The organism is Leeia sp. (assembly GCF_041909055.1).
Classification (GTDB): Bacteria; Pseudomonadota; Gammaproteobacteria; order Burkholderiales; family Leeiaceae; genus Leeia; species Leeia aquatica.
Genome location: NZ_JAYREC010000007.1, coordinates 105879 through 128643, shown reverse-complemented (window position 1 = coordinate 128643; position 22765 = coordinate 105879). Strand labels below are relative to the sequence as shown.

Genomic DNA, 22765 nt, shown 5'->3' with positions numbered 1-22765 from the left:
TTCTGGCTGGACCAGCCCCAGATCGGGCTGCCGCTGGACCCGCACGCGGCCACACAACGCATTCAACATCTGATTGGACATCCTGCCATGAACCAGACACGCCATATCGCCAAAACCGACGACACCCGCATCAAGGAAATCAAAGAGCTGGCCCCGCCCTCGCATGTGCTGCGTGAGTACCCCATCACCGAAGGCGCCGCGCAGCTGACCCTGGAAACCCGTCAGGCCATCCACCGTATCTTGCACGGTGCGGACGACCGGCTGCTGGTCATCATCGGCCCCTGCTCCATCCATGACTACGACGCCGCCATGGAGTACGCCCGCCGCCTGCAGGAGGAAAAGGTACGCCATGAGCAGGATCTGCTGGTGGTGATGCGGGTCTACTTCGAAAAGCCGCGCACCACCGTCGGCTGGAAGGGCCTGATCAACGATCCGATGCTGGACGGCAGCTACCGCATCAATGAAGGCATTCGTCTGGCGCGCAAGCTGCTGCACGACATCAACGATGCCGGTGTGCCTGCGGCGACAGAATACCTGGACATGATCACCCCGCAATACCTGTCTGACCTGATCAGCTGGGGCGCCATCGGCGCTCGCACCACCGAGAGCCAGGTACACCGCGAGCTGGCCAGCGGGCTATCCTGCCCGGTAGGCTTCAAGAATGGTACCGACGGCAATATTCGCATTGCAGTGGATGCCATCAAGGCTGCCAATGCGCCACACCACTTTCTATCGGTGACCAAGGCCGGGCACTCCGCCATCGTTTCGACCATGGGCAACGAGGATTGCCACGTCATCCTGCGTGGCGGCAAAACACCGAACTACGATGCGGCCAGTGTGGACGCCTCCTGCCAGCAGCTCTCGGCCGCCGGTCTGGCGCAGAAAGTGATGATCGACTTCTCGCATGCCAACAGCAGCAAGCAGTACCAGCGTCAGATGGACGTCGGCGCGGATGTCAGCAACCAGCTGGCCTCGGGTGACGAACGTATCTTCGGCGTGATGGTGGAAAGCCATCTGTGTGCCGGCCGCCAGGACCTGATCCCCGGTCAACCGCTGACCTACGGCCAGAGCATTACCGATGCCTGCATCGACTGGGACAACAGCCGTGAACTGATGTCCCTGCTGGCAGAGGGCGTGCGTGCGCGTCGGCTGAAGCGTACGCGCGGCGAGTAAAGACCGCGCTCCTGCGCAGATCATGCCATCCGTGACAGGATGGCGTTTGCAAACGCATCGGGGGCCTCCTGCGGCAGGTTGTGCCCTACGCCAGCCAGCACCATGCGGCGATAATCCGCTCTGAAATAGCCGTGCTCATGCTCAGATACCGCAGGCGGCACCACCGTATCCGCGCCACCATGTACCGAGAGCGTCGGCACGGTGATGATGGGTTGACACGCCAGCTGCTGCTCCAGATGCTCCAGCGCGGGGTCACCCGCCACCAGCCCAAAGCGATGGCGATACGAGTGCACCACCACCTCGACAAAATCCGGATTATCAAATGCGGACGCGGTTTGCGCGAAATCGCTGTCGCTGAACGGCCACCCTGGTGACCAATCCTGCCACAGCTGGCGACACAGTTCATGACGATACTGCGTCAAACCATCGCGCCCTCGCTCGCCGTGCAGGTAGAACTGATACCAGTACCGCCGCTCCACTTCCGGTCGCTGCGGCTGCTGCGCACGAGCAATCTGCTGAATGCTGTAGCCATCGACCACTAGCCCCTTAACCCGTTCTGGCCACAAAGCCGCCATCGCACAGGCGGCCCGACCGCCCCAGTCGTAACCCGCCAGTAGCGCATGAGGGACATTCAGGGCATCCAGCAACGCTCGCACGTCCTGTGCCAGTGCGGCCTGTTGGCCGCTACGCAGGGTCTGCGCAGACACAAACCGGGTTGGGCCAAAGCCGCGCAACCATGGAACCACCACCCGGAGCCCCGCTTGCAGCAACCGGGGAACCACATGGGCGTAGGCATGCGCATCATAGGGAAAGCCATGCAACAACACGACAACAGGGGCATCCTGCGGCCCCTCTAGCCAGCAGCCCATACTCAGCTCAGGGGTTTCCAGCTGATGGATGGCAAACGGCGTGCTCGGCGCGGGCATGTGCACCTCCAAAGAGTAGCAGACGAATCAGCTTAACATGCCCGCCCCCATCTGCCTGCCCAAACAAAAAGGGATGCCGAGGCATCCCTTTTTGCTGGATACTGCAACGCTTACTCGCCGAGGTAGGCCTTCTGCACGGCTTCGTCGTGCAGCAGCTTCTGCGCTTCGCCTTCCAGCGTGATCTTGCCACCATCCATCACGTAGGCGCGCTGGCAGGTTTGCAGTGCCAGTTTGGCGTTTTGCTCCACCAGCAGCAGGGTCACGCCCTCCTTGGCCACCTCACGGATGGTTTCAAAGATCTTCTGCACGATGATCGGGGCCAAGCCCATCGACGGCTCATCCAGCAGCAGCAGCTTGGGGCGGCTCATCAAGGCGCGTGAAATCGCCAGCATCTGCTGTTCACCACCGGAGAGGGTACCGGCCAACTGTTTGGCCCGCTCTTTCAGACGCGGGAAGATGTTGAACATGCGGTCCATGTCCGCCTGGATGGCAGCCTTGTCGTCCGTACGAGAGTAGGCACCCATTTCCAGGTTTTCAGTCACGGTCAGGCGACTGAAAATGCCACGGCCTTCCGGTACCAGCGCCAGACCATGCCGCACCAGATCATAGTTCTTGATGCTGGACAGCGGACGGCCCTGATACAGGATCTCACCTGCGGCCGGACGCAGCATGCCTGCCAGCGTCTTCAGCGTGGTGGTCTTGCCAGCACCATTGGCCCCGATCAAGGCCACCATTTCACCTTGCTTGATGTGGAAGGACATGCCCTTGATGGCCTGAATGGCACCGTAAGCCACCTTCAGGTCTTTGACTTCGAGAATGTTGCTCATGCGGCTGCGTCTCCTGCTTCGGAGCCCAGATAGGCTTCAATCACACGCGGGTTGCTTTGTACTTCGGCCGGTACGCCATCGGCAATCTTCTTGCCAAACTCCAGCACCGCCACCCGATCACACAGCCCCATCACCAGCTTCACATCGTGCTCGATCAGCAGCACCGCCTTGTTGTCCTTCTGCATCTTGGCCATCAGGGCACGCAGGCCTTCGGTTTCCGATGCGTTCATGCCGGCCGCCGGCTCATCCAGCGCCACCAGCAGTGGATCGGTCGCCAGCGCGCGGGCAATTTCCAGCCGACGCTGATCGCCATAAGACAGGTTCTTGGCCGATTCATTGGCAAAGCGGCGAATACCCACATACTCCAGCCAGTATTCGGCCTGCTCGCGAATCTCTTTTTCTTCCCGCAAGGTAGAAGGCAGGCGCAGCATGGCGCCAATCACCGTCGCACTGGTCCGCACATGGCGGCCTACCATCACGTTTTCCAGCGCCGTCATGTTGTGGAACAGACGGATGTTCTGGAAGGTCCGCGCGATACCTGCCTGTACCACCTTGTGCGGCTTGGTGGCTTCCAGCGGCTTGCCATTGAAGGTCATCACCCCGGAATCGGCCTGATACAAACCGGTCATCACGTTGAACAGGGTGGTCTTGCCTGCCCCGTTCGGACCGATCAAACCACGAATTTCACCCTTCTTGATGGTCAAGGCCACGTCAGAGAGGGCTTGCAAGCCGCCGAAGCGCTTGTTGATGCCACTGATTTCCAGCAATACGTCTGACATGATTAGCGTCCTTCCCCGGTATTGGCTCGGTTATTCGGTTCATCTTCCGAGATCTTGGCATGCGCGGTCTGGTTCAGATGATGCGCACTCGGGAACGGGGAGTCATCATTGTCATGCAATTCCTGGCGACGGCGAACCGACGGCCACAGACCTTCCTGACGGAAACGCATCACCAGCACCAGCGCCAGGCCAAACAGGAACATGCGCAGGGTGTTCGGGTCCAGGAAGCTGCGAACCACCTCTTCCGGGATGAAGGAAACGTTTTCGATGATTTTCGGTTGCACCCAGCCGAGGAAGTAGCGCAGCAATTCCGGCAGTACCTGCAGCATCACGGCACCCAGAATCACGCCACGGATGGAACCCATGCCACCCAGCACCACCATGGCCAGGACCATGATCGACTCGTTCAGCACAAAGGATTCCGGGCTGATAAAGCCTTGGTAGCTGGCAAACAGCGCACCGGCGATACCGGCAAAGGACGCACCCATACCGAAAGCCAGCAGCTTCACATTGCGCTTGTTCAGACCCATCGCCTCAGCGGCAATTTCATCTTCACGCAAAGCCATCCAAGCGCGGCCAGCACGGGAGTTTTCCAGACGGCTGATCAACAGCACCACAAACGCGGTCACCGCCAGGAAAAACAGGTAATGGTTGATGACGTTGTTACCGCCGACTGTCAAAGTAGAGCCATCCGACTTGGCAAACTCGAACAGGGTCCAGTTGGTACTCAAGGACCAGCCAAACAGGTGGATAGGCTCAATGCCCAGAATCCCTTGCGGGCCACTGGTCACGCCACCAGGATTGTTGTTCATCACAATACGGATGATTTCACCAAACCCCAGGGTCACAATGGCCAGATAGTCACCACGCAACTTCAGCGTTGGCGCACCCAGTAAGGCTCCAGCCACCCCGGCCAGCACCGCGGCCAAAGGGATGATGACCCAGATCGACCATTGTGGCACTGAGGACATCAACCCGATGCTTTGCAGCTGTGGTGAAGACACCCACGCATAGATGTAAGCACCCACGGCATAGAAGCCGATATAGCCCAGATCCAGCAGACCGGCGTAGCCGATCACGATGTTCAGGCCCAGCGCCAGCATCACGTACAGCATGGTGTTGCCCAGAATGCGCACCCAGCCGGTACCCATGAAGGGCAGGATATTGACAATGAAGGGGAGGATGGCCAGCGCAGCCAGCAGCGCGGAGACCCGCAAAATCTTGTTGTTCATCTGTTGTCTCTCCGGTAACTCAAGCGCGCTCGGCGACGCGTTCGCCCAACAAACCATTCGGGCGGAACACCAGCACCATGATCAGCACGACAAAGGACAACACACGCTCGTAATGCGAGCCGATGGCACCATTGGTCAAAATCGACAGGGTCATGATGCCCAAGGTTTCAATCAGCCCCAGCAGGATACCGCCGGCCATGGCACCAAAGATGTTACCGATACCACCCAGCACGGCAGCAGAGAATGCTGCCAGACCCAGCTCCACCCCCATGAACGGGCTGGCCTGACCATAGTTGGCGGACTGCATCACCCCAGCGATGGCAGCCAGGGCAGCACCAATCACAAAGGTCATGGAGATCACATAGTTGATGTTAATGCCCATCAGCCCGGCCACTTCCTGATTCAGCGAAGTCGCGCGCATGGCTTTACCCAGCTTGGTACGTTCCACCAGATACCACAGGCCCAGCATCATGGCGAATGCGGTCACGATGATGGTGACTTTCACATTGTCCAGCGCAGCGCCCAGAATGGTCACGCTCTGGATGTCGATGACCAGCGGGAAGGTCTTGGGGGTACTGGTCCAGAACATCACGGCACCATACTGCATCATCAACGAGATGCCGATGGCGGTAATCAGCGGTGCCAGACGCGGGGCCTTGCGCAGCGGGCGGTAGGCAATACGTTCCATGCCAAAGGCGAGCAACATGCAGCATGGCATGGCGATCAGCAGCGCCATCAGCACCAGCACGGCGCCCGGCAGGTGAATGCCCATGCTGACAAACAGGTTCAAGAGGGTAATGGTCAGCATGGCACCGATCATCACCACCTCGCCATGGGCAAAGTTGATCAGGCCGATAATGCCGTACACCATGGTGTAACCCAGGGCGACCAGTGCGTAAAGACTCCCTTTGACCAGGCCATTGGCGACCTGCTGGGGAATCTGATGTAAGAGTTCATCCACGGATTTGTTTCCTCACTAGCGATTACTGCATGGCAAGCCATGCATGGTGATCCCGTTTTCTTATGTATAGGCGGCGATATCAGGTTTACCTAATAATAAGCGGATCCGTTCGGGCCAGCGTTGTGCGCCAGGCGACTCAGTCCGACTGCGGCATCAGGCGATGCCGGTGAGGTTTGCCACGGTTACAAAACATGTTGCTCCTCGTATATTATTTTGATTACAAAGGCAAAACACACAGAGAAGCATGGGGGGCACCCCTGTGTGACGGGCGATTATCCGGAGCACCCATAGGCGTGTCAATGATGGCCAAAATTGCGGCCCTGCAACATCCATATGCTCAAAAACATTGTTTTAAATAACTTAAATTTGATATTGCAATGCAGCAATTTTATTTGCCTACGTAGTATTACGTAGCCTTGTCCGCATAAAAAAGTGCAGTTTCATGACTTGTGTCGTATTTTGTCAGCTATCGGTCCAGCATGCTGTAGCAAAACTACGCTCCATGCTGGATTTGCCCCACCTTTGTTGACCCTGGCACGCCATGGCTGAAGAAGACCTCGAACGTACCGAACCTGCCACCGGCAGACGCATCAGCGAAGCCCGTGAGCGAGGGCAAGTTCCCAACTCGCGGGAGCTGGCCACCCTGGTCAGCCTGGCCTCGGGCGTCGCCGGGTTGATGATGCTGGGCCCCGGCTTGCTGCACGCCCTCTCCACCGTGCTGCAGAAAGGGCTGAACTTTGAATGGTCGCAAAACAGCACGCCACAGGCCATGCTAGAGCAGCTCTACCGGATGTCACTGGACATGCTGATCGCCAGCCTGCCCTGGCTCGCCCTGGTGGCGGTTGCGGCGGTTATCGCACCGCTGTTGCTACATGGTTGGCTCTTCACATGGCAAAGCATTGCGCCAGACTTCAGCCGGGTCAGCCCACTCAATGGGCTCAAACGGTTGTTTTCGGCGCAAAGCGCGGTAGAGTTGCTCAAGGCGGTATTAAAGTCAGTACTGATCGGTGGCGCAGCACTGTGGGTGTTGTGGCGACAAAAAGAAACGCTGGTGGGTTTGCTGAGTGTGGAGCTCAACACCGGGATCGGCATCGTCTGGACGCTGGGCATCAAGGTGCTGCTGTATGCGCTGGGCGGCATGCTGCTGGTCGCCGCTGTCGATGTACCTTACCAGTTGTGGCAGTACGCCAAGAGCCTGCGCATGACCAAGCAGGAAATCAAAGATGAGGCCAAAGAGTCGGAAGGCGATCCACAAATCAAGGGGCGTATCCGCGCCTTGCAGCGTGAAGCGGCCCGTCGCCGCATGATGAGCGCCATCCCCAAGGCCGATGTGATTGTCACCAACCCGACGCACTATGCGGTGGCCTTGCAGTATCAGGAAGGCATGAGTGCCCCACGCGTTATCGCCAAGGGCATGGGCATCATTGCCGAGCGGATCATGGAAATCGGTCGCGAGCACCGCATCCCTACCCTGCGTACCCCGCCCTTTGCCCGTGCACTTTATCAGCACGCCGAACTGGAGCAGGACATCCCGGCGCCCTTGTATACCGCAGCGGCGGAAGTACTGGCCTATGTCTACCAGTTGAAAACTTACCAGCAGGTGGGCGGCGTAGCGCCCGTGTTTCCGGAGGAGCTGTCCGTTCCGGCCGATATGGTGCCTCCCGCAATGGATGCCTGAGCCTGCGCAGGCCTGATGCGACAGAATCCGCTACAATGACGGGTCAAGCCCCACGCCCATGAGCACCATGCAGAAGTTCAACCTGAACCGACTGGCCGGACCGGTACTCATCATCATGATCCTGATGATGATGATCCTGCCATTGCCGGCGATTCTGCTGGACATGTTCTTCACCTTCAATATTGCGCTCTCGCTGATTGTGCTGCTGGTGGCGTTGTACACCCAGAAGCCGCTGGAATTCTCGGCCTTTCCCACGGTCTTGCTGCTGACCACCCTGCTGAGGTTGTCACTGAATGTGGCGTCCACCCGGGTGATCCTGCTGGAAGGGCATACCGGGGGGGATGCCGCCGGCAAGGTGATCGAGGCTTTCGGTCACTTTCTGGTAGGCGGCAACTACGCCATCGGTATTCTGGTCTTCATTATTCTGGTGGTGATCAACTTCACGGTGGTGACCAAGGGCGCCGGGCGCATTGCAGAAGTGAGCGCCCGCTTCACGCTGGACGCCATGCCCGGCAAACAGATGGCCATTGATGCGGATCTCAATGCCGGCCTGATCGGCGAGGAAGAGGCCCGCAAACGGCGTACCACCATTTCGCAGGAAGCCGAATTTTTTGGCTCCATGGATGGTGCCTCCAAGTTTGTACGCGGCGATGCTGTCGCCGGCATCATCATCATGCTGCTCAATGTCGGCGGCGGCCTGTTCGTCGGCATGCTGCAGCATGACCTCAGCTTTGCCGACTCTGCCAAGACCTACACCCTGCTGACCATTGGCGATGGTCTGGTGGCACAGATACCGGCGCTGATCATCTCCACCGCCGCCGGCATTGTGGTGACCCGGGTCGACACCAATGAAGATATTTCTACCCAGTTGATCGGGCAGTTGTTCCGGCGAGGCCAGGTGATGTACATCACCGCAGTGTTGCTGGCCTTGTTTGGTGTCATTCCCAACATGCCGCATGTTGCTTTCCTCAGCTTTGCTGCATTGGCAGCAGGCATGGGCTATATGCTGGACCAACGGCAAGAGCAGGCCCAGCAGGCGGCACAAGCGGCCGAGCAAGCGGCACCTGCGCCCGCAGCGGCGCCTGAGGTCAGCTGGGCGGACGTGCAGCCGGTTGACATGATCGGGCTGGAGGTCGGCTACCGGCTGATTTCACTGGTAGACCGCAATCAGGATGGTGAATTGCTCAAGCGCATTCGCGGCATTCGCAAGAAAATGGCGCAGGATGTCGGCTTTCTGGTGCCCGCCGTGCATATCCGGGACAACCTCGAGCTCAAGCCCAATGTCTATCGCCTCGCCTTGAAGGGGGTCGATGTGGCGGAGGGTGAGGCCTATGCCAACCAGTATCTGGCCATCAATCCAGGCCGTGTCTTAGGCCCACTACCGGGCAACGAAACACGAGACCCGGCCTTTGGCCTGCCCGCGGTCTGGATTGAGGCCAGCCGCCGCGATGAAGCGCAGGCACTGGGTTATACGGTGGTCGATGCCAGCACGGTGATTGGCACCCACCTCTCCAGCATCATCCAGGCCAATGCGGCCGAGCTGTTGGGTCGCGAGGAAGTGCAACAGCTGGTCGATCATGTGGCCAAGGAGTTCCCCAAACTGGTGGAAGAGCTGGTGCCCAAGGTCATCCCGATCGGGGTGCTGCACCGGGTACTGCAAGCCTTGTTGCGCGAGGATGTGTCGATCCGCGACATGCGCAGCATCATTGAGACCCTGGCCGAATGGGTACCCCGCACTCAGGATGTGGAGGAACTGACTGCACAGGTGCGTATCGCGCTGGCACGCTCCATCGTGCAGCAAGCCTATAGCGGCTTCGGCTACAAAGAGCAGGACGCCCTGCCGGTACTGGCGCTGGATCCCAATCTGGAAACCCTGCTGCTGCAAGCGACGCAAACCCGTGGCGGTGAAGGCGCCGGATTTGAGCCTGGCCTGGCTGAAAACCTGCTACAGCAGACGAGTGAACTGGTGCAGCAGCGTGAGCAGCAAGGTCAGCCTTCCGTGCTGATGGTGCCCGGCCCTTTGCGCAACATCCTGTCGCGTTTCCTGCGGCGCTCCATCCCGCAACTGAAGATTCTGGCGCATGCCGAAATCCCCGATAACAAAGCCATCCAGGTGGTGGCGGTGATAGGCGGACGCAGCTGATGCGCATTCACACAACATATTACGCGTTGAATCTGCGCGCCACCCTTCCCGTTCTGGCAGCCATCGGCTAGAGTGCGCACCATGGTGGTCAAAAAGTTCTACGGCAACAATACCCGTGAGGCGCTGCGCCAGGTGCGTGATGCACTGGGCCCGGATGCGCTCATCCTGTCCAACCGGCAAGTACCGGGGGGCGGGATCGAGATCATGGCTGTCGCCGACACCGATGTGGCGCAATTGACCAGCGGGCCAGGGCAGCTGGCCCCGGCGACACCACAGGACCGCACGGCCCAGGTACACGCCCCACAGGCAGATGCCGCCTTGCAGGCACGCGAGCCCGACTGGCCGCAGGTGACCCGCCGCCGTGGCCGTGAACCTTCTCCAGCCCTGGATCGGGAAGAACCCTTCCTGATCAGCCACTCAGCCCCCCCGCGCGCAGCGCCCCCGCCTGCCCCCAAGCGCTACGTCGCGCCGGAATGGCTGGATGATGGCGAAGCTGCCACGCAGCCGGTTGAAGCACCGCCTGCTGCCACGCCCGCTGCCGCCCGGCCCGACCCGGCACAGGAAGACGTGCTCAATGAAGTGCGCATGCTGCGCGCGCTGCTGGAAGGCCAGCTGGCCGGTTTTGCCTGGGGCGAGTTCAGCCAGAAGCATCCGGAACGACTGGATGCACTGCGACAGATGCTGGCTGCAGGCTTCAGCCCCCGGCTGGCTCGCGAATTGATGGAGCCCCTGCCACCGGGGCTCAACGGCAGCCAGATCAACAAATGGTTGCGCCAATCCTTGCAGCAGCAACTGCAGGTCAGCACCGCCGCAGACGAGCTGGTGGATCGGGGCGGTGTTTTGGCGCTGGTCGGCCCGACCGGGGTGGGAAAAACCACCACCGTGGCCAAACTGGCCGCACGCTATACCCTGAAATACGGCGCGCAGCATGTTGCGCTGATTTCGACCGACAGCTACCGGATCGGTGCCCACGATCAGTTGCGCATTTACGGCAAGATCCTCAATGTGCCGGTGTATTCGGTCAAGGATGAGGATGACCTGCAACTGACTTTGGCCGATCTCACCAACCGCCACCTGATCCTGATCGACACCGTCGGCATGAGCCAGCGCGACCAGCGGCTGGTGGAGCAGATTGCCATGCTCAGCGGCCAGGGCGAGCGCATCCAGCGACTACTACTGATGGCGGCCAACACCCAGGCCGGCACGCTGGACGATGTGGTGCGGCGCTATAGCGGCGAGCACGCGCACGGCCTGATCGGCTGCGTGCTGACCAAGATTGATGAGTCACTCAGCCTGGGTGCCAGCCTGGACGCCATTCTGCGCTACCGCCTGCCCCTGCACTATGTCACCAATGGCCAGCGCGTGCCGGAAGACCTGCACCTGCCCAATCCACTCTACCTGATCGACCGCGCCTTCAAGAATCAGGCCGACAGCGACACCTTTGCCCTGCGGCAAGAAGAATACCCGCTGTACATGGCGGCACAGCCCAGCAACCATCAAGCGATGCCAGCAGCACCAGCCCCTGCGGCCGCGCCCGCCGCACCCATGACGCCACTGGCCCAGGTGCTGCGCTCCAACCGAAAAGGCCCGTCGCTTGGCTGAAGCTCGGTGGCGGCAGGATCAGGCCACCGGCCTGCGCCAGTTGATGCAAGCGCGCAGCCAGCGCAGTATCAGCCTGATCGGAGGCCGGGGACGCATTGGCAAAACCAGTCTGGTCATCAACCTGGCCACCTCGCTGGTACATCGTGGCAACCGGGTGCTGGTGATCGACGAGTTCAACAGCTCCGGCAATGTCGCGGCGCGGCTGGGTATGCGTGCCCGCCAACGTCTGGGCGACGTGTTGCGAGGCGACGCACCACTGGAGAGCCTGGTCCTGGATGCCGCGACCGATTTGCAGATCCTGCCGCTCTCGGTGCAACCCAGCCAGCTGGCACGACTGGACGCCGACGGCGAAGCGCGCTTTGCCCAACAGTTTGCCGACCTGCTGGCGGATGTGGATTTTCTGCTGGTCGATGCCGCACCCATACACAGCCCCGACCAGCCCAGCATGGCACTGGCAACCGATGAACGCTTGATTGTGCTGGCAGACCGGGCAGAAGCCATTACCGATGCCTATACTTTCATCAAGTTATTGAGCCGCGATTTTGCCAAGCGGGATTTCCTGCTGCTGGTCAACCGTGCGCCGGACTACACCGCGGCTAAACAGCTGTTCGAACGGGTGGCCCGCGTGGCACGCCGCCATACCCAGGCCGACGTGCGCTTGTTGGGCTTTGTGCCGGAGGATGAAACCTTGCATCGTGCCAATCACCTGCTGCAACCACTCATGCCTGCCTTTGCGGATGCCGAGGCCAGCCATGCCTGCCTGCAGCTGGCCGAGGTACTGGAGCGGCTGGTGCCGGTGAGCCTGACGCCTCCCGATGCCTTTGTACACCGCTGGATCGAGTGCAACCGTGCTTTTCTCCCGTCACAGCAGCCGTGAAACGCCTTATCCCGCCATGTACAAACCCAGCCCACAGGATCTGATTGCACAACGGGTCACCGCTCTGGCCCCGCTGGTCAAGCGGATCGCACACCATTTGATGGTACGGCTGCCCGCCAATGTAGAAGTGGATGACCTGATCCAGGTGGGTTTGATGGGCTTGATGGAAGCTGCACAGCATTTTGACGAGACACTGGGCGTGCAGTTCGAAACCTTTGCAGGCCAGCGCATTCGCGGCGCCATGCTCGACGAACTGCGGCAGCTCGACTGGCTGCCACGCCAGGTTCGCCGCCAGTTAAAGGAAGTGGAATCCGCGATGACCCAGCTGGAACACCAGCTGGGTCGCCCGGCAGGCGAGTCGGAGCTCGCCCGCCATCTCGGCATGCCCCTTGCCGATTTGCAAAGAACACTGGATGATGGGCGCGGGCATCAGTTGCTGTATCTGGATGATTTTGCGGTGGACGATGACAACCCGCTGATCGACCGCCTGCTGCCCGACCATGCCGCCAACCCGCATACCCTGCTGGAAGAAGACGGCTTCCGCCAGACACTGATCGATGCCATCCGCCGCCTGCCGGAACGGGAACAATTGCTGATGAGCCTCTATTACGAACAGGAACTCAACCTCAAGGAAATCGGCGAGGTATTGGGCGTAACCGAATCACGCGTCAGCCAGTTGCACACCCAGGCCATCAGTCGTTTACGGGCCTGCATGCGCGAGTGGCTGAGCGAACCCCGCCGGAACTGACCCCCCATGCGCTTTGACTACCTCAGCCTCACCGGCATCCTGCTCTCTTTTGTCGCCATCCTGGGCGGCCAGTTGCTCGAAGGCGGCCATATTGGCTCCTTGCTGCAGCTGACCGCTTTTCTGATTGTACTGGGGGGCACCACCGGGGCCGTGATGCTGCAATATCCCTTGCCCATTTTCTGGCAGGGCGTGCGCATGCTGCGCTGGATCGTACGCCCACCGCAGTACGATTTGCCTGCCCTGCTCAATAATCTGGTGACCTGGAGCCAGCTGGCACGTCGCGGCGGCCTGCTGGCACTGGAACCCCGCATCACCGACCAAAAGGATGATTTCAACCGCAAAGGCCTGCAACTGCTGGTCGACGGCGTGGAGCCGAATGCCTTGCGCTCGACCTTGTGGATCGAGCTGGAAACCCGGCAGGACAACGCCAAGCGTGCAGCACGGGTGTGGGAGTCTGCGGGCGGCTATGCCCCGACCATCGGCATTCTCGGCGCGGTGATGGGCCTGATCCACGTGATGGAAAACCTGTCGGACCCGTCCAAACTGGGCGCGGGCATTGCCGTTGCCTTCGTGGCGACCATCTATGGCGTCGGCTCGGCCAACCTGTTGTTCCTGCCCATCGCCAACAAACTGAAGCAGCTGGTGCAGGAAGAAAGCGTACAGCGGGAAATGTATATTGAAGGGCTGTGCGCCATTGCCAATGGCGAGAACCCGCGCATCATTGAGGCCAAGCTGCGCGGCTACCTCGGCAGCCCCCGCTGAGTGGCCGACCTCCAGCACACCGTCGTCAGTGGCCCCAGCGGCGGATCATCGGGTGAGACAAGCCCATATGATCCAGCAGGCGGGCGACCATGAAATCCACCAGGTCCTCAATCGTTTTGGGATGATGGTAGAAGCCCGGGGCCGGTGGCATGATCACCACCCCCAGCCGCGCCAGCTTCAGCATGTTTTCCAGATGAATGGCAGAGAGCGGCGCTTCACGTGGCAGCAGGATCAGCTTGCGCTGCTCCTTGATCATCACATCCGCCGCACGTTCAATCAGGTTATCACTGCTGCCCATGGCAATGGCCGCCAGTGTGCCCATGCTGCACGGGCACACCACCATGGCGTCCGCCGGGTTGGAGCCACTGGCCACCGGGGCAAACCACTCCTCCCGCCCGAAGACCTGCAGCAAGGCCTCATCTACCGCATAGCGCTGTCGCAGCCAGTCCGCCAGCTCCGCAGCCCGCCCCGGGACCGCCAGGTCGGGCAGCTCTTGCCGCAGCACCACCTGGGCAGCCTGTGAGGTCAGGACGTACTGGCGGACCTTTAGCTCGGCCAGGCATTCAATCAGTCGCAGTGCATACGGCATGCCGGACGCACCGGTCAGCGCAACACAAACGGTATAGGGCGGCTGCGGGTCAGGGTTTGGGTTCGCCATTGCCAGGAATCACAATCAGGTTATCGGCCCCATTCGGGGCAGGCGCAGGGGGTGTTGCCGGTTTGGCAGGTGTCAGTTGCGGTTTGCTCGGCGCAAGGGGCGCTTTGGGTGCAGGCACCGGGGTCAAGGGCTTGCGGGGTACCACGGTCAACCCCGTATCATCCGAGGCACCCGGCGCGTTGGGGCTGACCGGTCGCATCGGACACAGCTTCTCGGCAAAGGCATCCCCTATCGAATCCGGCACAATCGGATGAGGATCGGTTTCACTGGCGGGCAATTGATCCAGCAAGCGTCCTTGCCCATCATATAGCAGCCAGTTCAGCTGCAGAATGGTGTGCACCTTGCACTGAATACGCTCGCGAAACAAGGCGGTCACCACGCTGCCCTTGGCAGTTTCCACCGGTGTGGCAAACTGCACCCGCCGCCAGTAGCTGACCTCATCCAGCTCGAACACCAGCTTGCTGGCATCAAAACTGTGTATCGCGGTATCGCCCCCCACCGGCAGCCGCTGCCAGTCCGCCGCTTGGGCGGAAGTCGTCAGTCCAGCCAGCACCATGGCCGTAAGCAGGGTCTTGCAGCGTGCCAAGCCATGGGCAACCATCACAGGCCCCTAGAGCAAACGGCTATCGTGCAGCTCCCGATGCCGCACCAGTACGGTCTGCTGGGCACGGAACCAGGCCCCCAGCATTTCCACCAGATAGACCGAGCGATGCTGACCACCGGTACAACCCACTGCCACCGTCAGGTAGCTGCGATTCTCTTCACGATAGGCGGGCAGCCATTTCTCGACCAGCGACCGGATGTCTTCATACATGGTCTGCACCGCAGGCGCGGCCTGCAGAAACGCCGCGACGGGCTGGTCCTTGCCGGTCAGCGGGCGCAATTGCGGATCGTAATGCGGGTTGGGCAAGGCGCGGGCATCGAACACCAGATCAGCATCCAGCGGAATACCATGTTTGAAGCCAAAGGACTGGAAGACCAGCGTCAACTGCTCGCTGCGCGACACGCCCACCAGCAGCTTGATCCAGGCCCGCAAGGTATTGGCCTGCATGTCACTGGTGTCAATGTGGTGGGCAAAATCCACCACATCAGACAGCTCTTCGCGCTCCAGTTCAATGCACTCGGCCACGGTACGCTGCCCTTCCGACAGCGGGTGCCGCCGCCGGGTTTCCGAAAAGCGTTTGACCAACGTCTCCGTGCGCGCCTCGAGAAACAGCAGGCGCACATCCAGCCCACCGATACGCAAAGCCTGCAAGTATTGCGGCAGGGATGAGACGCTGTGGCCACTGCGGACATCAATGCTGATCGCGGCGCGCTGGTAGCCTTGCGCCGCCAGAAACTCGGCCACTTGCGGCAGGAAATGCGCCGGCAGGTTGTCGATGCAGTAGTAACCGGAGTCCTCCAGCACCGCCAGCGCCACACTCTTGCCGGACCCTGACAGTCCAGACAGCAGTACCAGCTGGAAGTCCTTGTTCTGCAGCTCGACCACGCTTACTCCCCTCCCGCTTCCAGCAGGCGCTGCTGCCGTTCGATGAATTCACGGGTGCTGTCAATGCCCCGCAATTGCAGGATATAGGCACGCACGGCGGTTTCCACCAGTACCGCCAGGTTACGCCCGGCCGCCACCGGCAGCACCACCTTGCGCACCGGCACATCCAGCACATCCTGCGTCTGTGCGTCCATTTCCAGCCGGTCCAGCGCGGCCAGGTTTTCACCGCTGGCTTTTTGCAGATGGATGATCAGCTTGAGGGTCTTGCGCGGGCGGATGGCGGTTTCACCAAACACGGTACGGATATTGAGGATGCCGAGACCGCGTACCTCCAGAAAATCCTTGAGCAGCTGCGGGCAGCGCCCTTCCAGCAGCTCCGGCGCCACCCGGTAGACCTCGACAATGTCATCCGCCACCAGACCATGGCCGCGACTGATCAGATCCAGCGCCAGCTCGCTCTTGCCCATGGCCGATTCACCGGTGATCAGCACACCCACTTCAAGCACATCCAGGAATACGCCGTGCAGGGTCGTCGACACCGCCAGGGCTTTGGCCAGATAGGCCCGCAAGACATCCATCAGGTAGGGGCTGTGCTCCGGGGAGGACAGCAACGGGATCTGATGCTTTTCGCAGAATTCGATCAGGATGGGCGGTACCTGTTCGCCATTGGCGACGATCATGGCCGCCATCGGGTTGGCAAACAAGCGGGTAATGGAAGCATGCAGCGAGGGAAAGTTCAAGCTGCGCAGATAGTTCATCTCCGCCAGACCCAGCACCTGGATGCGGTTGGGGTGAATGAAGTTCAGGTGGCCTACCAGGGCCAGCGAAGCACGGTCTACGTCGTCATTCGACAGGCTGCTATCGGTGGCGGAGCGCCCCGCAACCCAGCTGAGATCGAGCTTCTCACGATTGTCGTCATACAGTTGGGCAACGCTGATACGAGGCATGGATCATTCCTGTCCACTGAGCATGCGGTAAACCTGGTCCGGGTCCGCCGACTGCAGCAATTGCTCGCGCAGCGCACGGCTACAGAACAGCTCAGCCAGCTCGCCCAGGATCTGCAAATGCAGCTCGCTGGCATGATCCGGCACCAGCAGCACAAACAGCAGTTGCACCGGCTTGCCATCCGGAGCATCGAACGGGATGGCCGCCTTCAGACGCACGAAAATGCCGACCGCCTCTTTCAGACCCTTGATCCGTCCATGCGGAATGGCCACACCTTGTCCAAGACCGGTTGACCCCAGTTTTTCCCGGTCAAACAGGCTGTCTGTCACCTTGCTGCGGGCAATCTGGTAGTCATTCTCGGCCAGCAGGCCAACCTGCTCAAACACCCGCTTCTTGCTGCTGACATCCAGATCCAGCACAACATGGCCGGGACGCAATATCTTGTGTAAAAAACTCATGAATTAGGCTCGCCAGTGGGCGGCACGCTCCACCTCGGGAGGGCATCCCCCTCGGGTACGGTGCAAAACAAAACGGCGAGGCAGGGAACCCCTGCCTCGCCGTGGCATTGTACTCCTGTTTGCACCGCTTCGGCGCGACGCTTATTCAGCCGCCTCACCATGGAGATGCTTCAACGAACCGCCATCATGGCGACGATCAGCCCGCTTTTCCTTGTGTTTCAGGACCTGACGGTCCAGCTTGTCGATCAGGGCGTCAATGGCTGCGTACAGATCACTGTCGCTTGATTCGGCAAAGATGTCGTTACCGCGCACATGGAGCGTGGCCTCCACTTTCTGGACCAGTTTGTCCACCGACATGATCACATTCACGTCCAGCACATGATCAAAGTGGCGCGTCACCCGCGTCAGCTTGGAGGTCATGTATTCCCGGATGGCCGGGGTGATCTCAAGATGGTGTCCGCTCATGGTCAGATTCATGGTTTACCTCCTGGGGAAAACTCGGGTCAGACACCGCTCAACCGGCTCTGCCCTATAGCGCCTTGCGCAGATTGACGGGTGCAATGTGCATCGCTTCACGGTATTTCGCCACCGTGCGGCGAGCAACCACTACCCCCTGATTTGCCAACATGTCCGACAACTGACTATCACTCAAGGGTCTGGCTGGGTCCTCCGCTTGTATCAATTGCTTGATCAGCGCCCGTATGGCTGTGGCCGAACAGGCACCACCGGTATCTGTCTCTAATCGACTGCCAAAGAAGTACTTGAGTTCAAAAATTCCGCGGGGGGACAGCAAATATTTCTGGTTGGTGACACGGGAGACAGTCGATTCGTGCAAGTCCAGCTCGTCTGCAATCTCGCGCAGCACCAAGGGGACCATGCCCACGTCACCATGCTCGAAGAAACGCCACTGCCGCTCAACGATGGCTCGCGATACCCGAAGAATGGTGGCAAAACGCTGCTGCACGTTTTTCACCATCCAGCGCGCCTCCTGCAGTTGCTCCTGCAAGCCCTTGCCGTCGGCACCGCGATGTTGGGTCAGGATACTGGCGTACAACTGGTTCACTTTCAGCTTGGGGACGGCATCGGCATTCAAATGCGCCACCCATTTACCTTTTTGCTTGACCACCACCACATCCGGCACCACATAGCGTGGTTTCTCCGTCGAAAAGGGGCGCCCCGGCTTCGGATCCAGGCTGCCGATCAGCTGTTGCACCTGCCGCAGCATGTCGTCATCGCACTGTAGCCGTCTCTTCAGTTTGGTATAGTCTCGCGCACCTAGCAAGTCCAGATGATCAAGTACCAAGGTCAGGGCCATCTGCCGTACGTCGGAATCCGGCAGACGCAGCAGTTGCAGTTGCAGACATTCAGGCAATGCGCGGGCGGCGACTCCTGCGGGCTCACAATGCTGCACATAGCGCAGCGCGATGCGCCATTCCTCTTCGTCGACCTCCCATTCGTCCGGACCCAGGTCGATCAGCTCCTCCAGCCCGCCCAGCAGGTAGCCGTCCTCATCCAGCGCCTCCACGATCAGGCTGGCCAATACTGCATCGCGCTGGGGCAGCTTCATCTCCCCCAGCTGGGCCAGCAGATGCTCGCGCAGGGAGATGGACTCCGGCGTTTGCTGCATCCAGTCCCGCTCTTCATCCTCATCGTCCGGGCTGCCATTGCCCGCAGCGGCCCAGCTCAGCTCGCCCAGTGCCTCGCCTGCGGCTTGCCAGGCGTCATTCAGCTCGACCGAATCGCCTTCCGCCACAGGCTCCGCAACATCATCCGGCCCATCAGCCCGTTCCAGCATCGGGTTGAGTTCGATGAACTGATCGAGCTCCTGCTGCATGTCCAGCGTGGAGAGCTGCAGCAAGCGGATGGCCTGTTGCAGCTGCGGTGTCAGGGTCAGCTGTTGTGACAGCTTGAGTTGCAGGGTCGGTTTCATTGCTGCCCGCTACAGGGTGAAGCTTTCACCCAGATACACCTTGCGGACCGCCTCATTGGCAACCAGCTGCTCCGGGTGACCATCGGCCAGCACCTTGCCTTCGGCGATGATATAGGCCCGGTCGCAGATATCCAGCGTTTCACGCACCTTGTGGTCGGTGATCAGCACGCCAATGCCGCGATCCTTGAGAAAACCGATCATCCGCTGCACATCGGCCACGGCGATCGGGTCCACACCGTTGAACGGCTCATCCAGCAAGATGAACTTGGGGTTGCTGGCCAGTGCCCGCACGATCTCCACCCGTCGGCGCTCCCCCCCTGACAGGCTCTGTGGCATCTGGTCACGCAAGTGGGTCACGTGCAGCTCGCCAAGCAGGGTTTCCAGCCGTGCCATACGCTTCTTTTCGTTGGGCTCGTGCAGCTCCAGAATGGACAGCACGTTTTCCGCCACCGTCATGCGGCGGAAAATGGAAGCCTCCTGCGGCAAATAGCCCAGCCCGGCACGCGCCCGGCGGTGAATCGGCCAGTGGCGCATGTCCTTGTCGTCCAGATACACCGCCCCGCCATTGGCGGGCACCAGACCGATGATCATGTAGAAGCTGGTGGTTTTGCCTGCCCCATTGGGGCCCAGCAGACCGACCACCTCGCCACTCTCTACCGAGAGGCTGACATCATGCACCACGGTGCGTCCGCGGTAGCGTTTCTGCAATTGTTCTGCGCGCAGCTTGCTCATGAAATCATCATACCAGTATGCGGGCCCCTGCGCCCGGCTGTCATTGGGGTGCCGGAGCGGGCGTCGGGGTCGCAGCTGGCGCAGCGGGGCGCGGCTTCGGCGTAATGGTCACCGTGACCCGGCCGCCCCCTTCAGGGCTGGTGGTGGTACTGGCGCCGCCTTTGACGGAATATTGCTGCGTGACCGAGTCATAAAAGATGCTGGACCCTTTCACCTCATCCAGCCCCCGCTTCACCCGGGCGTTGCCCAGCAGTTGCAGCTGGTTCTTGGCGCTGTCGTACTCCATCCGGTCGCCATACCCTTCCACATACTCATCCACATTGTCCTGCTTCTGGCGGAACTGCACCGGCCGGCCCACGCCAACGGCTTTCATGTCGCCCACATCATTGGTGGTCACATCAATCCGCTCGGCCTGCACCCGCAGGGTGCCCTGCACGATCAGGACATTGCCAATAAACTGCCGGGTACCCTTGTTCATGTCCAGCGTCACGGTATCTGCCTGGATATTGATGGGTTTGTCCCGGTCAGCCGTCTCGGCGTGCGCCCATAGCGACAGCAACATCAGGCCACAGGCGGACGCCAGCCACCCCTTACTTCGCTTGTACATAATTTGCCCTCACATGATGTTTCAAGGTGATCTTGCGCGCCTGCTGATCCATCACCATCCCTACGGCATCCACCCTGCTGCTGCCCTGCACCAGCTGCAGCGGTGCTTCCGTCTGTGCCAGCTTGCGGTCTGTCCATACCGTCAGGTTGCGTGTGGTCAGGGTAATGGGAAGCTGCTTTTGCCAGGCGGCCTGGGTAATGATCACACCTTCATTGAAGATGACCCGCTTCTGGCTCCGGTCCAGCGTCGCCCGGCTGGCCACAATCACCAGCTGTGGCTGATTCGGCAGCATCTGCACCAGGCGCGCATCGCGCAGCTCGCTGCTGTCGGTATCCGGATAGTGCTCCAGATGCGCTGCGGTAAGGCGGTATTCCAGATTGCCGGCGGGTCCGTAGCGCTGGGCTTCAAACTGCTCAATGATGTAATCTGGGTCATGCCGGCTGCTGCCATCTCGTGCCGCGGCAGGCGCGTTGACCACGCGTTCGAGCCAGGCAGCCAGTCCGGACAGCAAGGCCAGCACCAGCACCAGAAACCAGGGCGCACCCTTGAGGAACTGTGGCATGCTCAGTCCAGATACCGCGCCAGTTGCGCATCCAGCGTACCTTGCGCGGCCATGATCAGCTCACACAGTTCCCGCGCCGCGCCCTCGCCACCCGCCCGCTGGGTCACCCAGTGGGCATGCTGCTGCACCACCGCCGGTGCTGCCGGCACAGACACCGCCAGCCCACTGCTACGCATGGGCGGCAAATCCACTACATCGTCACCCATGAAACCGGCCTGTGCCGGGCTCAGCTGCAACTCAGCCAACAGCGCCAGAAAACAGCTGCGCTTGTCTTCCACGCCCTGAAACACGTGCGGTATGCCGAGATTCGTCGCCCGCAGTTCCACCGTACGCGAGCGACGTCCGGTGATGATGGCCACCGCCACACCGCTGGCCTGCAGCATCTTCAGCCCGTGCCCGTCCAGCGTATTGAAGGCTTTCATTTCTTCGCCAGCGTCGTTCAGATAGAGCTTGCCATCGGTCAACACGCCATCAACATCAAATGCCATCAGCCGTATGGCCTGGGCTCTGCTACGCAGTTCTGGGGAAAGATCAGTCATTGTGTTCCGGCTCACAGCAAGCCTGCATTCAGCAGGTCGTGCAGGTGTATGGCGCCGACCAGCTGTTGTTGTTCATCCAGCACCAGCAAGCTGGTGATTTTGGGTGCCTGTTCCATCAAGGCTATCGCCTCGACGGCCAGGGTATCCGCCTGTACACAGCGTGGCTTCGGGGTCATGACTTGCCCCACGGTCACGCTGCGCAAATCCGCAAAGCGGGAGACCGCCCGCCGCAGGTCGCCATCGGTAAAGATGCCTACCAGGGCTCCCGTGTCATCCAGCACTGCGGCAAACCCCAGACGCTTGCGGGTAACCACTTCCAGCGCCTGCGGCAACACATCGCTGATGCGCACCACCGGCAAGTGCTCACCGGCATGCATCAGGTCAGCCACCTGAATCAGCAGGCGTCGTCCCAAGCGTCCACCGGGGTGTGACAGGGCAAAGTCATCCGCACCAAACCCGCGCCATTCCAGCAGCGCCACCGCCAGTGCATCACCCAGAGCCAGTGCAGCCGTGGTGCTGGTGGTGGGCGCCAACCCCAATGGGCAGGCCTCTTCCCGTACCCCGGCATCCAGCACCACCTCGGCGGCCTTGGCCAGACTGGAGCCGGGATTACCGGTGAGCACCACCAGCGGAATCTTCTGCCGTCTCAGATAGGGCAACAGGGCCAGCAGTTCATCACTCTCGCCGGAGTAGGACAGCGCCAGCAGCACGTCATCCTGGGTCAGCATCCCCAAGTCGCCATGGCAGGCCTCTGCCGGGTGCAGGAAAAATGCGGGCGTACCGGTACTCGCCAAGGTCGCCGCAATCTTGCCCGCGATATGGCCGGACTTGCCCATGCCACTGACCACCACTCGACCACGACAATCCCGCAGCACCTGCAAAGCTCGCAGCGCCTGACCATCCAGCCGATCGGCCAGTGCGGTCAGCGCCTCGGCCTCGACCCGCAATACGCGCCGCGTCGTCGCCAGCAAGGAATCGTCATCCGCCGGCATGGCGGACAGGGAGGAATAATCACTCATGGGTACACAGTATAGCAGCATGCGCGCGCCCTCCCAATGTACACACGGCATCTGGCCGGATTATTGCTTGGCTGTCGCATGAGCTGTGTTAAGCTGAAATGGTCTGCAACCTGACCCT

General features: G+C 60.7%; 24 protein-coding genes. 7 read left to right on the top strand and 17 right to left on the bottom strand.

Annotated elements, in window-relative coordinates:
- Nucleotides 1–87: 87 nt before the first annotated feature.
- A complete protein-coding gene (gene aroG / locus ACE3O2_RS16695) occupies nucleotides 88–1173 on the top strand; it encodes a 3-deoxy-7-phosphoheptulonate synthase AroG (protein WP_374339567.1) in 1086 nt (361 codons plus the stop codon).
- Nucleotides 1174–1193: 20 nt separating this feature from the next.
- Here aroG and ACE3O2_RS16690 read toward each other — a convergent pair whose 3' ends face one another.
- The 5 genes from ACE3O2_RS16690 to ACE3O2_RS16670 form a co-directional block, all read right to left on the bottom strand.
- Nucleotides 1194–2099 (bottom strand): alpha/beta fold hydrolase, encoded by a 906-nt coding sequence (locus tag ACE3O2_RS16690; protein WP_374339436.1) that lies wholly within the window; start codon nucleotides 2097–2099, stop codon nucleotides 1194–1196.
- Between the two features lie 110 nt (nucleotides 2100–2209).
- Nucleotides 2210–2926 carry an ABC transporter ATP-binding protein gene (locus tag ACE3O2_RS16685; protein ID WP_168878506.1) on the bottom strand — a complete coding sequence of 239 codons (717 nt, stop codon included), beginning with the start codon at nucleotides 2924–2926 and terminating at the stop codon, nucleotides 2210–2212.
- Nucleotides 2923–3705 (bottom strand): ABC transporter ATP-binding protein, encoded by a 783-nt coding sequence (locus tag ACE3O2_RS16680; RefSeq protein WP_374339433.1) that lies wholly within the window; start codon nucleotides 3703–3705, stop codon nucleotides 2923–2925. The genes ACE3O2_RS16685 and ACE3O2_RS16680 overlap by 4 nt, the downstream gene beginning before the upstream one ends.
- Nucleotides 3706–3707: 2 nt before the next feature.
- Nucleotides 3708–4937, bottom strand: a complete 1230-nt coding sequence (locus ACE3O2_RS16675) for an ABC transporter ATP-binding protein (RefSeq protein ID WP_374339431.1) — start codon at nucleotides 4935–4937, stop codon at nucleotides 3708–3710.
- Between the two features lie 19 nt (nucleotides 4938–4956).
- The gene (locus ACE3O2_RS16670) at nucleotides 4957–5898 is read right to left on the bottom strand and encodes a branched-chain amino acid ABC transporter permease (RefSeq protein WP_168878509.1); all 942 of its coding nucleotides are present in this window, start codon (nucleotides 5896–5898) and stop codon (nucleotides 4957–4959) included.
- A gap of 541 nt (nucleotides 5899–6439) precedes the next feature.
- Here ACE3O2_RS16670 and flhB point away from each other — a divergent pair.
- The 6 genes from flhB to ACE3O2_RS16640 all read left to right on the top strand — a co-directional run bounded on the left by flhB (nucleotide 6440) and on the right by ACE3O2_RS16640 (nucleotide 13708).
- Nucleotides 6440–7576 carry a flagellar biosynthesis protein FlhB gene (gene flhB, locus ACE3O2_RS16665; protein WP_374339428.1) on the top strand — a complete coding sequence of 379 codons (1137 nt, stop codon included), beginning with the start codon at nucleotides 6440–6442 and terminating at the stop codon, nucleotides 7574–7576.
- A 58-nt stretch (nucleotides 7577–7634) separates the two neighbouring features.
- Nucleotides 7635–9719 carry a flagellar biosynthesis protein FlhA gene (gene flhA, locus ACE3O2_RS16660; RefSeq protein ID WP_374339426.1) on the top strand — a complete coding sequence of 695 codons (2085 nt, stop codon included), beginning with the start codon at nucleotides 7635–7637 and terminating at the stop codon, nucleotides 9717–9719.
- Nucleotides 9720–9800: 81 nt separating this feature from the next.
- Nucleotides 9801–11321, top strand: coding sequence for a flagellar biosynthesis protein FlhF (gene flhF, locus ACE3O2_RS16655; RefSeq protein ID WP_374339424.1), 1521 nt, complete (start codon nucleotides 9801–9803; stop codon nucleotides 11319–11321).
- Nucleotides 11314–12198: a MinD/ParA family protein gene (locus ACE3O2_RS16650; RefSeq protein ID WP_374339421.1), complete on the top strand. Its 885-nt coding sequence runs from the start codon at nucleotides 11314–11316 to the stop codon at nucleotides 12196–12198. Before flhF ends, ACE3O2_RS16650 begins: the two co-directional genes overlap by 8 nt.
- A complete protein-coding gene (locus ACE3O2_RS16645) occupies nucleotides 12170–12946 on the top strand; it encodes an RNA polymerase sigma factor FliA (RefSeq protein ID WP_374339419.1) in 777 nt (258 codons plus the stop codon). Before ACE3O2_RS16650 ends, ACE3O2_RS16645 begins: the two co-directional genes overlap by 29 nt.
- A gap of 6 nt (nucleotides 12947–12952) precedes the next feature.
- Nucleotides 12953–13708 carry a flagellar motor protein gene (locus ACE3O2_RS16640; RefSeq protein WP_168878632.1) on the top strand — a complete coding sequence of 252 codons (756 nt, stop codon included), beginning with the start codon at nucleotides 12953–12955 and terminating at the stop codon, nucleotides 13706–13708.
- Nucleotides 13709–13733: 25 nt separating this feature from the next.
- On the opposite strand, the gene ACE3O2_RS16635 is transcribed toward ACE3O2_RS16640, so the two are convergent.
- The 12 genes from ACE3O2_RS16635 to ACE3O2_RS16580 form a co-directional block, all read right to left on the bottom strand.
- Nucleotides 13734–14366, bottom strand: a complete 633-nt coding sequence (locus ACE3O2_RS16635) for a flavin prenyltransferase UbiX (protein WP_374339416.1) — start codon at nucleotides 14364–14366, stop codon at nucleotides 13734–13736.
- Nucleotides 14347–14967 carry a surface-adhesin E family protein gene (locus ACE3O2_RS16630; RefSeq protein WP_374339414.1) on the bottom strand — a complete coding sequence of 207 codons (621 nt, stop codon included), beginning with the start codon at nucleotides 14965–14967 and terminating at the stop codon, nucleotides 14347–14349. Before ACE3O2_RS16630 ends, ACE3O2_RS16635 begins: the two co-directional genes overlap by 20 nt.
- Before the next feature lie 9 nt (nucleotides 14968–14976).
- On the bottom strand, nucleotides 14977–15855 hold the full coding sequence (gene rapZ / locus ACE3O2_RS16625) for an RNase adapter RapZ (protein ID WP_374339412.1): 879 nt from the start codon (nucleotides 15853–15855) through the stop codon (nucleotides 14977–14979).
- Between the two features lie 2 nt (nucleotides 15856–15857).
- Nucleotides 15858–16802 carry an HPr(Ser) kinase/phosphatase gene (gene hprK, locus ACE3O2_RS16620; RefSeq protein ID WP_374339410.1) on the bottom strand — a complete coding sequence of 315 codons (945 nt, stop codon included), beginning with the start codon at nucleotides 16800–16802 and terminating at the stop codon, nucleotides 15858–15860.
- A gap of 3 nt (nucleotides 16803–16805) precedes the next feature.
- On the bottom strand, nucleotides 16806–17258 hold the full coding sequence (locus tag ACE3O2_RS16615; protein ID WP_374339408.1) for a PTS sugar transporter subunit IIA: 453 nt from the start codon (nucleotides 17256–17258) through the stop codon (nucleotides 16806–16808).
- 141 nt (nucleotides 17259–17399) lie between these two features.
- Entirely contained in the window at nucleotides 17400–17735 is a 336-nt protein-coding gene (gene hpf, locus ACE3O2_RS16610) for a ribosome hibernation-promoting factor, HPF/YfiA family (RefSeq protein ID WP_168878519.1), read from the bottom strand.
- Nucleotides 17736–17787: 52 nt separating this feature from the next.
- Nucleotides 17788–19188, bottom strand: a complete 1401-nt coding sequence (locus ACE3O2_RS16605) for an RNA polymerase factor sigma-54 (protein ID WP_374339406.1) — start codon at nucleotides 19186–19188, stop codon at nucleotides 17788–17790.
- 9 nt (nucleotides 19189–19197) lie between these two features.
- Complete coding sequence (lptB, locus tag ACE3O2_RS16600; protein WP_168878521.1) at nucleotides 19198–19920, bottom strand: LPS export ABC transporter ATP-binding protein; 723 nt, start codon at nucleotides 19918–19920, stop codon at nucleotides 19198–19200.
- Nucleotides 19921–19960: 40 nt separating this feature from the next.
- Nucleotides 19961–20527, bottom strand: a complete 567-nt coding sequence (lptA, locus tag ACE3O2_RS16595; RefSeq protein ID WP_374339404.1) for a lipopolysaccharide transport periplasmic protein LptA — start codon at nucleotides 20525–20527, stop codon at nucleotides 19961–19963.
- Nucleotides 20511–21089, bottom strand: coding sequence for an LPS export ABC transporter periplasmic protein LptC (lptC, locus tag ACE3O2_RS16590; protein ID WP_374339402.1), 579 nt, complete (start codon nucleotides 21087–21089; stop codon nucleotides 20511–20513). Before lptC ends, lptA begins: the two co-directional genes overlap by 17 nt.
- Nucleotides 21090–21091: 2 nt before the next feature.
- Nucleotides 21092–21628 carry a KdsC family phosphatase gene (locus tag ACE3O2_RS16585; RefSeq protein ID WP_374339400.1) on the bottom strand — a complete coding sequence of 179 codons (537 nt, stop codon included), beginning with the start codon at nucleotides 21626–21628 and terminating at the stop codon, nucleotides 21092–21094.
- 11 nt (nucleotides 21629–21639) lie between these two features.
- Entirely contained in the window at nucleotides 21640–22647 is a 1008-nt protein-coding gene (locus tag ACE3O2_RS16580) for an SIS domain-containing protein (protein ID WP_374339398.1), read from the bottom strand.
- Nucleotides 22648–22765 lie beyond the last annotated feature (118 nt).

Bases quoted from the DNA above. Each gene is read 5' to 3' on its own strand.
- aroG (WP_374339567.1), top strand. From the start codon at position 88: ATGAACCAGACACGCCATATCGCCAAAACCGACGACACCCGCATCAAG.
- ACE3O2_RS16690 (WP_374339436.1), bottom strand. From the start codon at position 2,099: ATGCCCGCGCCGAGCACGCCGTTTGCCATCCATCAGCTGGAAACCCCT.
- ACE3O2_RS16685 (WP_168878506.1), bottom strand. From the start codon at position 2,926: ATGAGCAACATTCTCGAAGTCAAAGACCTGAAGGTGGCTTACGGTGCC.
- ACE3O2_RS16680 (WP_374339433.1), bottom strand. From the start codon at position 3,705: ATGTCAGACGTATTGCTGGAAATCAGTGGCATCAACAAGCGCTTCGGC.
- ACE3O2_RS16675 (WP_374339431.1), bottom strand. From the start codon at position 4,937: ATGAACAACAAGATTTTGCGGGTCTCCGCGCTGCTGGCTGCGCTGGCC.
- flhB (WP_374339428.1), top strand. From the start codon at position 6,440: ATGGCTGAAGAAGACCTCGAACGTACCGAACCTGCCACCGGCAGACGC.
- flhA (WP_374339426.1), top strand. From the start codon at position 7,635: ATGAGCACCATGCAGAAGTTCAACCTGAACCGACTGGCCGGACCGGTA.
- flhF (WP_374339424.1), top strand. From the start codon at position 9,801: ATGGTGGTCAAAAAGTTCTACGGCAACAATACCCGTGAGGCGCTGCGC.
- ACE3O2_RS16640 (WP_168878632.1), top strand. From the start codon at position 12,953: ATGCGCTTTGACTACCTCAGCCTCACCGGCATCCTGCTCTCTTTTGTC.
- ACE3O2_RS16635 (WP_374339416.1), bottom strand. From the start codon at position 14,366: ATGGCGAACCCAAACCCTGACCCGCAGCCGCCCTATACCGTTTGTGTT.
- ACE3O2_RS16630 (WP_374339414.1), bottom strand. From the start codon at position 14,967: ATGGTTGCCCATGGCTTGGCACGCTGCAAGACCCTGCTTACGGCCATG.
- hprK (WP_374339410.1), bottom strand. From the start codon at position 16,802: ATGCCTCGTATCAGCGTTGCCCAACTGTATGACGACAATCGTGAGAAG.
- ACE3O2_RS16615 (WP_374339408.1), bottom strand. From the start codon at position 17,258: ATGAGTTTTTTACACAAGATATTGCGTCCCGGCCATGTTGTGCTGGAT.
- hpf (WP_168878519.1), bottom strand. From the start codon at position 17,735: ATGAATCTGACCATGAGCGGACACCATCTTGAGATCACCCCGGCCATC.
- ACE3O2_RS16605 (WP_374339406.1), bottom strand. From the start codon at position 19,188: ATGAAACCGACCCTGCAACTCAAGCTGTCACAACAGCTGACCCTGACA.
- lptB (WP_168878521.1), bottom strand. From the start codon at position 19,920: ATGAGCAAGCTGCGCGCAGAACAATTGCAGAAACGCTACCGCGGACGC.
- lptA (WP_374339404.1), bottom strand. From the start codon at position 20,527: ATGTACAAGCGAAGTAAGGGGTGGCTGGCGTCCGCCTGTGGCCTGATG.
- lptC (WP_374339402.1), bottom strand. From the start codon at position 21,089: ATGCCACAGTTCCTCAAGGGTGCGCCCTGGTTTCTGGTGCTGGTGCTG.
- ACE3O2_RS16585 (WP_374339400.1), bottom strand. From the start codon at position 21,628: ATGACTGATCTTTCCCCAGAACTGCGTAGCAGAGCCCAGGCCATACGG.
- ACE3O2_RS16580 (WP_374339398.1), bottom strand. From the start codon at position 22,647: ATGAGTGATTATTCCTCCCTGTCCGCCATGCCGGCGGATGACGATTCC.